The 14,950-nt window shown below is 58.1% G+C and carries 14 protein-coding genes; 3 read left to right on the top strand and 11 right to left on the bottom strand.

Annotation, left to right across the window (positions count from 1 at the left end):
• The first annotated feature begins 271 nt into the window (after positions 1-271).
• Entirely contained in the window at positions 272-418 is a 147-nt protein-coding gene (locus tag ASD46_RS26295; RefSeq protein WP_020008944.1) for a DUF1127 domain-containing protein, read from the top strand.
• Between the two features lie 736 nt (positions 419-1,154).
• Here ASD46_RS26295 and ASD46_RS07840 read toward each other — a convergent pair.
• Together ASD46_RS07840 and ASD46_RS07835 are read right to left on the bottom strand one after the other, a co-directional pair.
• Positions 1,155-2,246 (bottom strand): rhodanese-like domain-containing protein, encoded by a 1,092-nt coding sequence (locus ASD46_RS07840; protein WP_060641952.1) that lies wholly within the window; start codon positions 2,244-2,246, stop codon positions 1,155-1,157.
• 41 nt (positions 2,247-2,287) lie between these two features.
• Positions 2,288-3,895, bottom strand: coding sequence for an ABC transporter substrate-binding protein (locus tag ASD46_RS07835; RefSeq protein ID WP_060642079.1), 1,608 nt, complete (start codon positions 3,893-3,895; stop codon positions 2,288-2,290).
• Between the two features lie 399 nt (positions 3,896-4,294).
• Here ASD46_RS07835 and ASD46_RS07830 point away from each other — a divergent pair, with 399 nt between their 5' ends.
• Positions 4,295-5,137, top strand: coding sequence for an NADPH-dependent oxidoreductase (locus tag ASD46_RS07830; RefSeq protein ID WP_060641951.1), 843 nt, complete (start codon positions 4,295-4,297; stop codon positions 5,135-5,137).
• Between the two features lie 287 nt (positions 5,138-5,424).
• Here the strand turns inward: ASD46_RS07830 and ASD46_RS07825 are convergent, their stop codons facing one another.
• From ASD46_RS07825 to ASD46_RS07785, 9 genes are all read right to left on the bottom strand, one after another.
• A complete protein-coding gene (locus ASD46_RS07825) occupies positions 5,425-6,648 on the bottom strand; it encodes a metal-dependent hydrolase family protein (RefSeq protein ID WP_060641950.1) in 1,224 nt (407 codons plus the stop codon).
• 21 nt (positions 6,649-6,669) lie between these two features.
• Positions 6,670-7,134, bottom strand: a complete 465-nt coding sequence (locus ASD46_RS07820) for a GAF domain-containing protein (protein WP_003519305.1) — start codon at positions 7,132-7,134, stop codon at positions 6,670-6,672.
• A complete protein-coding gene (locus ASD46_RS07815) occupies positions 7,131-8,042 on the bottom strand; it encodes a branched-chain amino acid ABC transporter permease (RefSeq protein ID WP_019567207.1) in 912 nt (303 codons plus the stop codon). Before ASD46_RS07815 ends, ASD46_RS07820 begins: the two co-directional genes overlap by 4 nt.
• Positions 8,042-8,905 carry a branched-chain amino acid ABC transporter permease gene (locus ASD46_RS07810; RefSeq protein ID WP_019567206.1) on the bottom strand — a complete coding sequence of 288 codons (864 nt, stop codon included), beginning with the start codon at positions 8,903-8,905 and terminating at the stop codon, positions 8,042-8,044. Before ASD46_RS07810 ends, ASD46_RS07815 begins: the two co-directional genes overlap by 1 nt.
• A 7-nt stretch (positions 8,906-8,912) precedes the next feature.
• Positions 8,913-10,118: an ABC transporter substrate-binding protein gene (locus ASD46_RS07805; protein WP_060641949.1), complete on the bottom strand. Its 1,206-nt coding sequence runs from the start codon at positions 10,116-10,118 to the stop codon at positions 8,913-8,915.
• Positions 10,119-10,163: 45 nt separating this feature from the next.
• Positions 10,164-10,865 carry an ABC transporter ATP-binding protein gene (locus ASD46_RS07800; RefSeq protein ID WP_019567204.1) on the bottom strand — a complete coding sequence of 234 codons (702 nt, stop codon included), beginning with the start codon at positions 10,863-10,865 and terminating at the stop codon, positions 10,164-10,166.
• A 2-nt stretch (positions 10,866-10,867) separates the two neighbouring features.
• Positions 10,868-11,632 (bottom strand): ABC transporter ATP-binding protein, encoded by a 765-nt coding sequence (locus ASD46_RS07795; RefSeq protein WP_019567203.1) that lies wholly within the window; start codon positions 11,630-11,632, stop codon positions 10,868-10,870.
• Positions 11,629-12,288 (bottom strand): TetR/AcrR family transcriptional regulator, encoded by a 660-nt coding sequence (locus ASD46_RS07790; RefSeq protein WP_060641948.1) that lies wholly within the window; start codon positions 12,286-12,288, stop codon positions 11,629-11,631. The genes ASD46_RS07795 and ASD46_RS07790 overlap by 4 nt, the downstream gene beginning before the upstream one ends.
• A gap of 524 nt (positions 12,289-12,812) precedes the next feature.
• Positions 12,813-13,718 (bottom strand): LysR family transcriptional regulator, encoded by a 906-nt coding sequence (locus tag ASD46_RS07785; protein WP_060641947.1) that lies wholly within the window; start codon positions 13,716-13,718, stop codon positions 12,813-12,815.
• Between the two features lie 121 nt (positions 13,719-13,839).
• Between ASD46_RS07785 and ASD46_RS07780 the strand changes: the two genes are divergently transcribed.
• Positions 13,840-14,895, top strand: a complete 1,056-nt coding sequence (locus tag ASD46_RS07780) for an aldo/keto reductase (RefSeq protein WP_060641946.1) — start codon at positions 13,840-13,842, stop codon at positions 14,893-14,895.
• Positions 14,896-14,950 lie beyond the last annotated feature (55 nt).

Raw genomic sequence — 14,950 nt, 5'->3', positions numbered from 1 at the left:
ATCTGTTCCGGCGCTATACCGGGCGAGCTTTTGCCGCTTTTGCGGTTCTTGTCGATCAACGTCACGCTAATCTTCAAGGCAGAGTAGGTTCATCCCCGGACGTTTTGCCAACACAAGTCCTTTCTGCCGCTATAGCGTTTCCTTATGCCGGGGGCCGTTTCTGTCATTCCAGACGCGGTGCTTCGTTTTTTGCATGGCTTCCATGCAGGCAAACGCCTGTATTTTTTGCGTCTGAATGGACATATCTTGTGCAACACCATTGAAGGAACCTATGAAAATGAAACTTCACGACACCGTTCGCAACTACTTCCGCAATCGCCGCGCTATGGCCGAACTTAGCGCGCTCGACGATAGAAGCCTTTCCGACATCGGCGTTAGCCGCTCGCATATCCGTTCTGCCGTTGAAGGCCGCCGCTAAAAAAACAGGATGGCAACTGTATTTCCCAGTCGGTCTTCGCCGATGACGCAACGGCGTGCCTGACGTCTGCCAGTTCTCCGCCTGAACTGCGCGTTTAAGGGGTGACGCCGGTTCCCGGGGGTTACACGTTACGGTTCAGAGGCCGGAGTGGTGATGTAAAGTCGACTTCGTAGACCGGGCGGTACCAGTATGGTGCGGAGAGGAGGAGAAGTCGATGAGCCGGCCCGCCTGTTCAATCGTGGCCAAAATTCCATCTGTCGAGTAATATCTCCACCTTCGCGCTGTCTCCGGTTTGAGCCCGTTTTCGCGGTTTGCCGTCGAAAAGGGTTTTTAAGGCACAGTCTTTTCCATGCCCGCTCCGTTTCAGCCATGCATCGCGCCACGGCGAGGGTGCTGCACTAAGCAGATCCTCCGTAAAGCCCAAGTGACTGCGGTAAGCATTTTTAAGATTGGGATGGGGCTCGGCCAGTTCGATTTTCAGGCCAAAAGTTCAGGCAATGCAAGACCCAGGCTCCCCAGTTCCTCCGGCAGCTGCAGCCTGTAGACGCCCGCCCGTTTCACTTCGTACGCTTCGAAACGAAGCTCGCGGTTAAGATCGTCGCGTATAGCGTCTCTGCCAATTTTGGGAAAAAGCCGCCGAAATTTAGTGGCAATTGTATCAAAGTGTTCGCAGGGTGCCGAGCCTCAGGCCTGGCGAATTCCTGTCTCAATAAACGTTGGCGAAAATCAAGTCGGCCTAGGCGGCTGCCGCTTCGACACCCTGTTCGAAGTCGTGCAGATGAAGAGCGATTTCGAAACCGCGACGTTGCAGCCAATGCGCCACGACCCTGGCGCGTGCACCAAGCAGGTCGTCCACGAGAATGACCCGCGCTCCGCGCACGGCAATTGTGCGATAGGCAACACCAAGAAGCTGCCCGCCTTCCGACGAAATCGAACCTTGCAGATGGGACGCCGCGAACTCTTCCGGCGTTCGAACGTCGAGAAAATAAGTCGTTCGGGTCGTGTCACGCCGCCACGTTTCGGCTGTTGCCCGATCGATAAACAGCAGTTTGTCATTGTGGGAGAGTGTTTCCAGGCGCGCCCTTGCGGCATCTTTCGCGTTGTCACTGGCAAGCGCATAGATCCGTGAACGCCCCTTTTCCAGTTCAAACCCGTCATCTGTCCAGCCGCGCGTCCCATCGTGCAAATAGCTGACATCGTTTTCAACACCGGCGTCGATCAATGTCTGCGCCCCGAGGATAGCGCGCGGAAGGCCCGCGCAGGAAACGACAACCCTTGTGCCGGGTGATGGCACGAGGTCGGAAAACCGCAGCAGAAGTTCGGCACCGGGTACGCCGATGGCGCCCGGCACGTGCGCCTTTTCATATTCCGCTATTGTGCGGGTGTCGATGACGACAACGTCCTCGCCGGCTTCCTGCCACGCCTTCAGTTCACGGGCGAAAACCACTGGCGTGTTCTTTTCACTTCTCACCTTTTGGGCAAAAGGAACGCCGGGAATATCGAATGTCGGCAGGGCGTCTAGGCCGCCCTCGTTCCACGCCGGGATTCCACCACGGAGAAAATGAATATCGCTCCATCCTTTGGCGGCAAGCCGTTCCGCCGCCCGCTCGGCACTGCCCTCCCCGTCATCAACAAGAACCGTCCGCACGGCAGGGCGCGGAATGAAGCGGTCGATTTCGGTATCCAGGCTTTCACCCGGAAGGTTGGTCGCAAACAGCGGCGAAGCATACCCCACCTCCCCTGCGGAGCGAATGTCGAGAACGGCAAGTTCCTTGCCATCTCTCAGCCACTCGATGAGGCGGTCTTTGGTTACAGCATGTACGGACATTGCATATCCTCCTGACAAATTCTGGTTTTTCGCATCTGGTTTCAAGCTGTCGGATCGAGCCATAGGTCCCCGAAACTCCAGTTCAGCCCTTGCGCGCCGGTGACGTAGTTCCTGACCCGCTTGTGCGCCACGATCTGGCTTCCCGCCGCTACGAGATCGACGGAGGCGACGTCGTCATGGATGAGATGCTGGAACTTGCTCCAGGTTACCCAGCGCTTCTTGGGATCCGGTTCGATGGCGGCCGCCTCAAGAAGCGCATCCGCCTCTGGATTGGCGTAGTTTGCCGCATTGGAAAATGGCAGTCCGATCTTGAAATTCTTGCTCCAATAGGCACGCTGTATGCCGAGCGACGGGTCGAAGGTGTTGGAGAGGGATTCCACCACCAGATCGAAGGCACGGTCCGTGTAGACAGTTTTCAGATAGGTCGGCAGGTCGTATTTGCGGATTTCGACGGCAATCCCGATCTTTTCGAGCTGGCTGCGAAGAACATCGGCATAGCCCGGCGTCAGATACGAATTGCAGGTCAACCGCAGGGAAAAACGCTTGCCGTCCTCCTTACGCGGATACCCCGCAGCATCGAGTAACCTTTCCGCTTCTTTCGGGTCGTAGGCATATGCCTTGACCGATGCATCATACCAGTTGGGAAGGGCCGTGCTGACGGGGCTGGGTGATATCTGCGCATAACCGAAGAGCGCCACATTGACGATTTCATCGAGGTTGATCGCCTGCGCAATGGCGAGACGCACATCTTTCCTGCGGAAGATTTCATTATCGTAGTTGAAGAACAGCTGCTGCTGCGGACCCGCATAGGCATAGGTGTTCGTATCCAGAACGAGGTCGGGGTTCTGCTTCAGCCGCTCGAGGTCTGCGAGCGGCACCGGGTTGTCGCCAAGATCGACTTCACCCGTTTCCAGCGCCACGGCGCGTGCGGCCGGGTCGGTGATGATGCGAAGGATGATACGGTCTAGATAAGGTTTGCCCGGATCCCAATAATCGGGATTTCGATCGAAGATCAAATGGCTTCCCGGCGTCCATTCGGTCAGTTTGAACGGGCCGGTGCCGACAGCGGTCTGAAGCGTCTGGCCATCGGCCGGCTTCAGCTTTTCGAAAATATGCTTCGGCACGATAGGCGATTCCGAACTCGATTGCGCAGCAATCAGAAACGGTGCCGGTTTGGACAGAACGATAATGGCAGTGAGGGGATCCGGCGTCTCCACCGCCTGAACGTTCTGGTACGTGATGCGGCCTCGCGGATGCGCCTCCTTGAGGCGGAAAATCGAAAAGGCAACGTCTTCCGATGTAAAATCTTTGCCGTCATGCCATTTCACGTTGGGCCTGAGTTTGAACGTATAGCGCAGATGATCGTCGGAAACGGACCATTCCGTTGCCAGCAAGGGCTGCGGATTGAGGTCGAAATCGAATGTCAGTAGACCTTCAACGATCTTCGGGCCGATCGCCTGGCCCGTGCCTGACGATGTGTTGATGGCGAAAAGTGCGTTGCCGGGATCGACACGATAGAGCAGCTTGAGCGTGCCGCCGGAGACGGGCCGGCTCGCATCGCCACTTGCGGCGAAGACCGAACCCGGCAGGGCCGTTCCTGCCGTTGCCAGAAGGAGCATTTTGTTGAACTGGCGGCGTCCTATCGTCATGAAAATCCCCGTTTGAAAACGTCGTTTCGATGGGGAAAGCATCAGGGCAAAGCAGCGCATTACTAAGAAGAAAATTCTTCCTGTCGCCCAAAGAAATCGTTACTTGCGGAATTTTATTCCGATACATAGGGAACGGGGCACCAAAACTTGCGCTGGATTACGGCGTTGACCTGGATCTTCGTTGCGTCTCTGGAACCCATGGTGAAATGCGAATAAATCTTGCCGACGGTCGTTTCAGACCTCCTGCAGAAATGTTGTTTCATCGAAAAATCGCAAATGAGAAGGACATTGCTCGGCAGATACCTTGGCGAGGCATATCAAATGGCGAGTATTTCGCAGCTCTTCTAATCCGCACCTCGAGCCCATCCTCCCGCGCCCAACTTTATGGAGTTTCACCCGATGACCCTGTCCAGACCGATCGCCAAACCGGAAATCCCACAGCAGCGCGTCGAGGCCCGTTACGGAACGCAGGCCGATTTTTCTCCGCCTTTCTGGAATGATACGATCGACGCCTTGCTGAACCACCGTACCGCTCGCGCCTATTTGCCGAAGGCTCTGCCGGAGGGCAGCCTGGAACTTCTGGTCGCAGCCGCGCAATCTGCCCCGACATCATCCAATCTTCAGGCGTGGAGTGTGGTGGCGGTGCAGGACAAGGAGCGCAAGGCACGACTGGCGGGTTTCACGGGCGGCAACGCCCATATTAAGGATGCACCTGTTTTCCTCGTCTGGCTAATAGACCTCAAGCGGCTGCGAACGGTCGCTTCAAACCATGGCAACAACGCAGAAGGGTTGGATTACCTGGAAAGCTTCCTAATCGGTGCCATCGATGCGGCACTGGCTGCGCAGAACGCTGTTGCCGCTATCGATTCACTCGGTCTTGGTTCCTGCTACGTTGGCGGTATTCGCAACAGACCGGAAGACGTATCCCGCGAACTGAACCTGCCCGCCGAGACGGTTGCTGTCTTTGGCCTTACCGTGGGCTATCCCGACCCGAACGTGAAGACTGACGTCAAACCGCGCCTGCCACAATCTTCCATCCTGTTTCATGAAACCTATTCGGATGGCGCACGGGATGATCTCGATTCCTATGACGCGGTGCTTAAGACGTTTCAGGAAAAACAGGGCCTGCCACAAAACGGCTGGACAGCGCCCATTGCACAGCGCGTCAAGGACACCGATGCCCTGAAGGGTCGCGCGGAACTGAGCCAGACATTGCGTCGCCTGGGGTTCGGCATCAAATAATGTCCGACGAGATTGCTTCCGACTGGGTGTCGCCCCCACGATCCCTTGTTAGCCGTCGCGGTCGAAGACGCGGCCTGCCGATTTTTGCGCGTGTCTTAGGTGCGGTTATGGTTCTGGACGACGAAGCCAGTGCGCATTTCGTAGCGGCAATCGCGAGCCGAGCTCGCAAGCGCCCGGCAGAATGACGCGAAGCCCTCGCGGCTTATCGGGCGCGCAAGACCCCGGACTGTTAGACGCCCGGCCTTGGTCGGGCGTACAGAATGTCAGCTGAAGTCGGCAACAGGCAATCAGCGCTTGATGAAGACACCAGCCTTCATGATCATTGGCATATATGCGCCCTGATGGGTCAGCAATGTGAGATCCTCGAGAGGGTTGCCGTCGACCACAATCAGGTCGGCATAAGCCCCCGGCGAAACTGCGCCGATTTTGCCTTCCATGCGCAACAGGCGGGCTGCGATATGCGTTGCCGATGCGATAACCTCTACTGCTGGCAGGACACGCCCGCGAATAACGAATTCTTCCGACTGATAAACATGCATGCCGCCAAGCAGATCGCTGCCATAGGCCATTTGCAGCCCGGCCTCACGCATGATGGTCAGCGATTCCATGCCTGCCAGACGCACGTCATCTACCTTTGCGATGGAGGCGGCAGGCAGCCCCATGGCGGCGCCTTCGCTGGACAATTTGTCATAGGTAACAAGCGTCGGGACGGCGAAAGCACCTTTTTCGGCGGCAAATTTTGCCGTTTCGCTGCCGATGAGGTTGCAATGTTCGAGCGAGTGAACACCGCACTCCACCGCGCGGCGAATGGCCTGGTCAGTATAAAGATGGGCCGAAACATAGGTTCCGGCATTTTCAGCTTCCTCAACGACGGCAAGGATTTCTTCACGGGATAAACCGAGGAAATGAATGGGATCCGTGGGCGAAGATACGCCGCCATTGGCCATGATCTTGATGAAGTTCGCGCCGCTCTTCAGTTCTTCGCGCGCCGCTTTTCGCACGTCCGGCACGCCGTCACAGATGCGGCCCAACGCACCGAGCGCAAAGCCGCGTGTGCGCGTCTGGTCGTCATTATAGGGACCGCGATAATCACAGTGGCCGCCCGTCTGGGCCAGCGCCTTGCCGGAAATGTTCAGGCGTGGTGTGGGCCATGCGGCCTCAAGGGTTGCGGCCACGAGACCGGAGGTTGCACCGCCAACATCGCGAACGGTAGTAAACCCTCGCGCCAGCATCTCGCCCATGATTTTGAAGGCGCGCACCGTCACCAGCGCATCTGGCAGCATACCATTCTGGCCGAGATCGGCGGTTGAGGCAACGACGTGAACGTGAGCATCGATCAGGCCTGGCATCAGCGTCTTGCCTGAAAGGTCGATGCGCTGCGCCGAGGCAGAGGCAATGTTCTTTTCCACCTCGCGGATGGAACCGCCCTCAACTAGAACCTGAACGGGTTCGGACGGGCGGTCGGCGGTGCCATCGACGATGCGGGCATTTTCGAAAATAATAGCAGTCATAGGTTCATTCCTGGGAAAGTATCAGCGACGACGCGCTTCCAGATAGGCGGGGATGAGAAGCGGCGCCACGGCCTGCGCCTGGCGCAGATGCTCCTGCGTGTAAGCGCCGCTTTTGTCGAGCAGGTTCATGGTGCCGATTGTCTCGCCATCGTAAACGACGGGAATATTGATGACCGCGCCAAGTCCGAGGCTGAAAATCAGGTCGTGATCGTAAAAGGCCCAGATGATGGCTTCTCTGTCGGGACCCAGAAATGCCTCCTGGCGATCTATTACCTTTTCACCCCAAGGCGTTGGCCCCATCTGTTTGCGGCCGAAGACGGGGTAAGCCTCTTCGTTGGTCGAATAAACACGGGCGACCTCCTGACCGTCCCGGTAGAGGAGAGTGAAGAGGCCAAAGCCGATGGTTTCCGAGAGGTGTTTTTCCAGCGCCCTATACAGCGTTTGCGGCTGTCCGGGGCTTGAAAGAGCCGCGAGAAGGTCGGTCAAGGTGATGTCTCCGTTTTGGGTGCGGGGGCGATACGTTCGGGCAAAAGACCCTGCGGGCGAAGATGCAGCACGCCCAGAAGCGCCAGTCCGACGAGAATTTCGCGCACCGCGGCGACTTGTCCAGGCTGGAGGCCGGGAAAGATTTCTCCAAGGAAGCGTGTCGCCTCAAGGAAGAATACGACGAGGTAAGCGCCGGCCAGCGCGCCGAGCGGCCGGCCGACACCGCCTGCGGTGACAGCCAGAAAGATGTAAATGGTAATCAGCGGCTGGAAGTGGTCGGGCGAGATATAAGTCTGGAAATGTCCGTAGAGTGCGCCCGCAAGTCCGGCGATCGCCGCGGAAAGCGCGAAGGTCTGGATCTTGAAGCGGGTCACATATTTGCCCGCGAATGTCGCCAGTTCCTGGTCCTCGCGAATAGCTTTGAGAACACGCCCGAAGGGCGATCCATCGATGCGTCGCATGGCGAAGAAGACGATGAGAACGATGACGCTGACGAGCGCGAGATAGAACAGGTTGAAACCGTCTATGCCGAGTTCGGCCCGGAAGGGTGCCGGAATGCCGGAAATGCCGTCGGAACCGCGGGTAAGCCAGCGTTCGTTCAGCGCGACCATGCGCACCACTTCCGCAAAGCCGAGCGTGACGATGGCGAGGTAGTCTCCGCGCAGGCGAATGGTTGCAAAGGTGGCGATGACGCCTGCCAGCGCGCCGATGACGCAGGCGAGCAGCATTGCCAGCGGTAGCGGAACCCCCGCTATCGCCACCAGTGCCGAAACATAGGCACCCACGGCGAAAAAGCCGGCAAGCCCCAGATTGACCATGCCCACGCCACCCCAGATGAGATTGAGGCTGAGCGCCAGCAGACCGTAAATGCCGCCGAGCGTGAGCGTGAAAAGCAGATATGACAGCATCAGGTGTTCCTTTCACCCAGTATTCCCGCAGGCCGCAGCGACAGGATAAGCAGGATTGTCGCGAAACCGACGGCGGAACGATAGGTGGCGGGCAGCACGAGAACGGCCAGTTCCTCGCCGATGCCGATCATCACCGCGCCGACGACGGCGCCGGGGATCGAGCCGAGCCCGCCCAGCACGGCGGCGGCGAAGATGGACAAGAGCAGGCGCGAGCCGGTCATCGGATCGATGGCCGTATCGAGGCCGAGCAGCACACCGCCAACGCCCGCCAGCCCTGCACCGAGAGCAACGGTGATCATGGCGATGCGCGAGGGATCCATGCCCAGCAATCTGCCGAGATCGGGATTATCTGCCACTGCCCGCATGGCTTTGCCGAAGCGTGTGAACCGCAGGAAGAGAAACACCGCCGCCATGATGGCAATGGCGATCGCCGCCGTCTGCAGCTGCTGCGGGCCGAGGCGCAGGCCGGAAAAACGCCAGTCGCGTGCGACAGGCAGATCGAAGCCCTGAAGATCATTGCCGAAAATGAAGCGGATGACATTTTCGAGAATGAGATTGACGGCAATAGAGGCGATGGCCACGGCCAGGGCGCCCGATGGCCGAAGCCTTGCGAGCGCCGTCTGCTCTGCCACGAGACCGACGATCCCGCCCGCCACGAAGGCGACGAGCGCCGACGGAAACACACCAAGCCCCAGCCTGGTATTGACATACCAGGCTGCAAAGGCGCCAACCGTGGCATAGGCCCCTATGGCAAAGTTGACATAACGCAGCACGGCAAAGATCGCCGTGAGGCCAAGGGCGGGAATAGCGATGAGCATTCCCGTCATCATCCCGTTGAGTATCGCCTGAGCGAGGGTTGTCATCAATGCCTCACGCGATTTTCAGCAGCTTGAGCTTGCCGTCTTCCACCTGTTCGTAGCGGAACTGGCTGTCGGAAATGTCGCCGGTGTCGGTAAAGTCACAGGGGCCGGAGGCGCCCTCGTAATTGACGGCCTTGCCGGCGGCGATCAGCTTTAGGCCATCGAGCGCGTTATCCACGACTTCGCCGTCCTTGCCCTGGGAGACCGAACGGATGGCGTCGCGAATGGATTTTCCATCCGCTGCACCAGCCTTCGCCATCGCCATGATGACGAGATTGGTCTGGTCATAGACCTGCGTTGTGTAGGGATCGGGATTTTCGACGCCGATCAGCGACACAAGCCGCTTGTAAGCGGTGGACGACTGCGCGGGTGAAGGCGCAATTGTGTAGATGCCTTCCACTATTTCCGCCGGGACACTGTCGATCAGCTTCTGGTTCACCGAATAGGCGAAGGCGATTTTTTTGCCTTCGTAGCCGGAGCGGTAGATGTCCTTCAGCAGAACGGTTGTATCGGCTGCGTAACCGCCAAGCACGATGACGTCAGGCTCATAGGCGAGCATCTCGTCGACCTCACTGCGATAGGAGGGCTTCTTGTCGTCATAGATCATCGATTTGGTTTCACCGCCCGCTGCTGTCACGGCGGCGGTTATGTTGGTAAACTGGCTTTCGGCAAACGGCGTCTGTGGCGAGAAGAAGAATAGCTTCTTCACGCCCTGTTCGACGGCGAATTCGCCGAATTTGCGGCCCTGAAGAATGGTCGTCGGCTGGGTGCGGATGATGTAACCCTGGTGCGGCAGCGCGGTGATGGCGTCGGCACCCGATACGGTGGCAAGCAATGTACCGGATTCCCAGCAGATCGGCGCAACGGCTGTGGTGACGGAGGATGCCCATGTGCCGAGGATCGCCGAAACCTTGTCGACATCCACCAGTTTGCGGGCGGCGCGCACCCCCGCCTCGGGGTTGGTCTGGTCGTCTTCGGAAATGATTTCGATCTGACGACCGAGGACACCGCCTGCATTGTTGACCTCGGCGGCAACAGCCTGGATGGCCTTGACCATGACCGGGCCGTATGGACCGCCGGAACCGGTCAACGGCGTCAGCGCGCCAAGCCGGATCGGGCCTGTCTGCGCCAGAACGCCCTGCGGCAACAGGCCGGTTGCGGCCAGACCAGCGACGCTGCCCATGAAACCACGACGATTGATTTTAAAGCTGCTCATGCGTTGTTCCCTTTTTTTTAATAATGAATGTCAGGCAATTCGATGTCAGCCACCCAGAAACAGGCGACGGATTTCGGGGTCGGCGGCGAGTTCCGGGCCGCCGCCGGTGGCGGCGTTGCGACCGGTGACGATGACGTAGCCGCGTGTGGATATTTCGAGCGCCTCAAGAGCGTGCTGCTCGACCATCAGCACGGGCAGGCCGGACTGGTTCAGTTCGATGATAGCGTGAAACAGCTCTTCAGCCGCCTTCGGGGAAAGCCCGGCCGTCGGCTCGTCCAGCAGCAAAAGCTTCGGCTCGGTCATCAGGCCCATTCCCATTGCCAGCAATTGCCGCTGGCCACCGGACAGTGTACGCGCAAGCGCTTTGCGCTTGTCAGCAAGGATGGGATAACGACCATAGACACTCTCGCGCCTTTGCGACATGCCGGAAGGATTACCGAAGCTGGCGATCTCGAGATTTTCCGCCACCGACATGGTACCAAAGACGTTTTTTTCCTGCATCACAAAGGCGAGGCCGGCTTTCGATCTGCCCAACGCATCTTTTCTGGTCAAATCCGCACCATTCATCACCACGCTGCCGCCTTTCAGCGGAACCAGCCCGGCGATCGCCTTTAGCAGGGTTGATTTCCCCGCGCCGTTGGGGCCGATGATTGTAACGATCTCGCCCGCATGCACCTCGACCGATGCGCCTTTGAGAATTTCCTCGGCGGCCCCGTAACCGGCCACCAGGCCTTCTGCCTTCAACATCGTCAATGCCTTCCGCCCAGATATGCTTCCTGAACCCGCTCGTCGGCGACGACGGTATCGAAACTGCCCTCGGTCAATTTGCGCCCTTCCGCCATGACGATGACCGGGTCGCAAAGGCTGCCAATCAGCTTCATGTCATGTTCGATGAGGCAGATTGTGACACCCTCGGCATTGAGGCTGCGCAAGTGATCGGCAATCTCCGCCGTCAACGTCGGGTTGACGCCCGCCATCGGCTCGTCAAGCAGCACGAGCCGGGGCTTCGCCATCAGCGCACGGCCTATTTCCACCAGTTTTTTCTGCCCGCCCGACAGGGCAGTGACCGGATTGTCCAGAACGTGGGTGAGGCGCAACCGGCGGGCAATCGAGATGGCTTCCTCGGCAAGCTGCTCCTCGCGCCGCTTGCCGGCCGCGCTGCCGGTGATGCTGGCAAACAGGCCTTCGCCCGGATGATCCTGACCATAAAGCATCAGGTGCTGGAAAACGCTGAGTTTGGGAAAACCACGGGCAAGCTGAAAAGTGCGCACCAGGCCCGTCGATACTCTTTCCTGCGGGCTGAGGCGGGTTATGTCGACGCCTGCAAAGCTCACGGAGCCGCTGTCAGGCATGTAGAGACCTGAAATGCAATTAAAAAACGTCGATTTCCCGGCACCATTCGGCCCGATCAGCCCGGTAATCGACCCGTCGATCACCTCGATGTCGACGCCGTTCAGAACCCGCACTCCGTAAAAAGCGCGCTCGAGATTTTTTACCTGAAGAAGAGGCTTCATGGCTGGCGCTCCGCATCATCGGCAAGCGTTGCAAAATAAGCCCTCACCTGTTGTTTCCAGAACGTCAGAAGGTTTTCGTAATAGGTCGGGTCCGCTGGTCGCAGCACCGTCTGGGCAATCATGCCGCGGATCAGGCACATGGTTGCGTTCATGACGATGCGCACGCTGGCCGGATCGACGTTGCGATAAGTCGCAAGCGCCGTCCAGATATCGTCCAGCCTGTCATGGAACTCCTGCACGACCGGAATGAGTCCGTTGCGAAAACCGGTATTGTGGCGCGCTTCCGGAAGGTATTCGAGCGTGACATAGAACAGTCTGTCGAACATCGTCTTCCAGAGATAATCGACGATCTCGTCGGTCGAGCCGCTACCGGATCCGAACGCCTCAGCAAAGTCTGCCAGCCGCCTATTGACGCTGGTCAGGTCATCGGCAACAGCGCCGATGACAAGGTCTTCCTTGCTGCTAAAATGATGGGTCAGCGCGCCGCGAGACACACCCGCCCTGCGGGCAATTTCGGGAGTGGACGTCTTGTTGAAACCCGTTTTGTACAGGAGGTTAATCGTCGCATCGAAAATGGCCTTCCGCGTATCCTCAGACCGCTCACTTTGCGTGCGTTTACGCCGAGCCGGCTGCTGCAGCTCCTTCCCAGTTACCATCAGTTCCCTCGTGTCGTTCCGACTACTTTTTGTGCATTTGTTTTTGCTGCCGCATTCCGGGCATAACTCAAATCTGCATTAAACTTACAAACAATCAAGCCTGTTTTTAAAGTGCGCGATTTCTTATTTGAAGGCATTGGGAATTGGCGACAGATCATCGGGTTCTGGTGGGGCTGAAATCTGCATAGCGTCAGCGCCAGTCCGTTTTGACGCCGCAACACAGACGGCCTCGTTGGCAGGGACGAGGCGTTCTATTTTACGCAGGATCGCAAGGAGTTATGTCTTGTCACGACTGCTCGTTTACATGAAAAGATCTTTGGCTTTTGCCGCATAAGGGAGCGGGACGGCCAGGATTTTTCCTTTGGATTTGACGCGCTTTAGATCTGATTTTTTGCGCTCTACGAGCAGATCAAGTTCATTTTAGCTCAATGGCGCGGGACAAACATGCCGGTGCTTGAAACCTAACGCGAGACGTCGACTCGCGTTTCTGCGAGGGTATCCTCCCCGATAGGCGGGTTTCTCTGCTATGTAACTTTGCCTTGTTTGGCCAGGAAATCAAGAAGAGCGCGCACTCTGGAAGGCAGCGGGCCACCCTGCCCTATATGAATGGCATGAAACTCCTCCCGGTCCCCAGGATTATACTCGTCGAGCACCGGCACCAGTCGGCCGGCCCTCAAATCATCGCGCATCGTGAAGTTGGCGAGGCGGGCAATTCCATTTCCAGCGAGTACCAGCTGGCGCAGCGCCTCGCCGTCATTGGCCTGGACACGGGCGACGACTGGGGCAAAAATCGTCGCGCCTGCCGATATTAACGGCCAGCCATCCATCGAGCGGGTGTAACCAAGGCCCAGCCTGTCATGCCTTTCAAGCTCCTCGATAGTCCGGGGCAGGCCACGCCGGTCGACATAGGAGGGAGCAGCGACGATCGTCATTGCAGTATCGCCAAGCCTGCGCGCGACGAGGCTCGAACTTTTAAGCGGGCCTGCTCGAACCGCAACGTCCATTCGCTCCTCAAGCAGATCGACGACAAGGTCGCTTTGTACGATATCGACGGTAATTTCAGGATATCGCTCCAGGAATTCCGGGAGTATGCCGGCGAGGACATGGGTGGCATAGGAGGCGCTGGTGCTCAGGCGGAGGCGGCCACTGGGCACCTCTCCCGCACTGGCGATCCGCTCGGCATCTTCGATGTCTGCCAGGATACGCGTGGCGCGCTCGAAAAAGACGCAGCCTTCCGAAGTCAACTTGAACACGCGCGTCGAGCGATTGATGAGACGGGTACCCAGCCGCGCCTCCAGTCTCGCGACCAGTTTACTCACCGCCGACGGTGTCATTCCGACGCTGCGAGCAGCTGACGAGAAGCCACCGCGCTCGACAACCTGCACGAAGACTTCCATTTCTCCGGATCGATTGACTTCCGCTCGAGCCATCTGGTCCCTGATTTCACAAATGTTGTTCCCGCCCGCAATCTATATCACGAAAGCCGGATCTCCTATCTCTTCCCCATCAGGTGGCGCAAGTCGCTTCCATTTCTCAAGAAAGGAAGACCAGATGGAATATCGTTCTCTTGGCCGATCAGGCCTCAAAGTCTCGGTCCTGAGCTTTGGTGCAGGCACGTTTGGAGGGGCAGGTCCCCTTTTCAGTGCGTGGGGCACGACCGATGTCTCCGAGGCAAGGCGACTTATCGATATCTGCGTTGAAGCAGGCGTTAATCTGTTCGATACTGCAGATGTCTACTCGAACGGTGCATCGGAGGAGGTGCTGGGTGCAGCGCTGGAAGGTCGTCGCGAGACCGTGCTGATATCGACGAAGACCAGCCTGCCTATGGGAGATGGGCCGAACGATGCGGGTTCCTCCAGGTTTCGCTTGATCAGATCGGTCGAAGACGCACTTCGCCGGCTTCGGACGGACTATATAGACATTCTGCAACTTCATGCCTACGACGCCCGGACACCCGCCGAAGAAGTCTTGTCGACCCTTGATACACTCGTTCGGGCGGGAAAGGTCCGCTACGTCGGCATTTCGAACTTTTCGGGATGGGAAATCATGAAGTCGCTGGCGGTTGCCGACACGTACGGATGGCCTCGCTACATTGCCAATCAGGTTTACTATTCCCTTCTCGGCCGAGACTACGAGTGGGATCTGATGCCACTGGGTATGGATCAAGGCCTTGGAGCACTCGTCTGGAGTCCGCTTGGCTGGGGGCGGCTTACGGGAAAGATCAGGCGCGGCTCTCCCCTGCCGGAGAGCAGTCGTCTTCACGAAACCGCAAGTTTTGGTCCTCCTGTCGATGAGGAGCATCTCTACCGCGTCGTTGATGCCCTTGAAGACGTTGCAAGACAGGTCGACAAAACAGTTGCGCAAGTGGCGCTCAACTGGCTTACAGGCCGGCCCACGGTGTCTTCCATTATCATGGGAGCGCGAAACGAAGAGCAGCTCCGGCAGAACCTCGGAGCGGTTGGTTGGCATCTCACCGATGATCAGATTGCTCTCCTGGACAATGCGAGCGTCTTGACGCCGCCATATCCGCATTTCCCCTATCATCGTCAGGAGGGCTTTGCCCGTCTTAATCCGCCGATGGTAGGTTCCAAGATGCGTGGATGTTGAGCGTAATGTTGCGATTAATGTGGTGGATCCGGCTGCAAAAGTTATGCAGAAAGAC

Source organism: Rhizobium sp. Root491 (genome assembly GCF_001427205.1).
GTDB lineage: Bacteria > Pseudomonadota > Alphaproteobacteria > Rhizobiales > Rhizobiaceae > Agrobacterium > Agrobacterium tumefaciens.
This window is presented reverse-complemented; position numbering and strand designations above follow the sequence as displayed.

What these genes read in the sequence shown, in the direction of transcription:
- ASD46_RS07815 (WP_019567207.1), bottom strand. Translation starts at nt 8,042, where the DNA reads ATGCTGTCATATCTGCTTTTCACGCTCACGCTCGGCGGCATTTACGGT.
- ASD46_RS26295 (WP_020008944.1), top strand. Translation starts at nt 272, where the DNA reads ATGAAAATGAAACTTCACGACACCGTTCGCAACTACTTCCGCAATCGC.
- ASD46_RS07825 (WP_060641950.1), bottom strand. Translation starts at nt 6,648, where the DNA reads ATGACTGCTATTATTTTCGAAAATGCCCGCATCGTCGATGGCACCGCC.
- ASD46_RS07840 (WP_060641952.1), bottom strand. Translation starts at nt 2,246, where the DNA reads ATGTCCGTACATGCTGTAACCAAAGACCGCCTCATCGAGTGGCTGAGA.
- ASD46_RS07810 (WP_019567206.1), bottom strand. Translation starts at nt 8,905, where the DNA reads ATGACAACCCTCGCTCAGGCGATACTCAACGGGATGATGACGGGAATG.
- ASD46_RS07835 (WP_060642079.1), bottom strand. Translation starts at nt 3,895, where the DNA reads ATGACGATAGGACGCCGCCAGTTCAACAAAATGCTCCTTCTGGCAACG.
- ASD46_RS07780 (WP_060641946.1), top strand. Translation starts at nt 13,840, where the DNA reads ATGGAATATCGTTCTCTTGGCCGATCAGGCCTCAAAGTCTCGGTCCTG.
- ASD46_RS07800 (WP_019567204.1), bottom strand. Translation starts at nt 10,865, where the DNA reads ATGTTGAAGGCAGAAGGCCTGGTGGCCGGTTACGGGGCCGCCGAGGAA.
- ASD46_RS07795 (WP_019567203.1), bottom strand. Translation starts at nt 11,632, where the DNA reads ATGAAGCCTCTTCTTCAGGTAAAAAATCTCGAGCGCGCTTTTTACGGA.
- ASD46_RS07790 (WP_060641948.1), bottom strand. Translation starts at nt 12,288, where the DNA reads ATGGTAACTGGGAAGGAGCTGCAGCAGCCGGCTCGGCGTAAACGCACG.
- ASD46_RS07785 (WP_060641947.1), bottom strand. Translation starts at nt 13,718, where the DNA reads ATGGCTCGAGCGGAAGTCAATCGATCCGGAGAAATGGAAGTCTTCGTG.
- ASD46_RS07830 (WP_060641951.1), top strand. Translation starts at nt 4,295, where the DNA reads ATGACCCTGTCCAGACCGATCGCCAAACCGGAAATCCCACAGCAGCGC.
- ASD46_RS07805 (WP_060641949.1), bottom strand. Translation starts at nt 10,118, where the DNA reads ATGAGCAGCTTTAAAATCAATCGTCGTGGTTTCATGGGCAGCGTCGCT.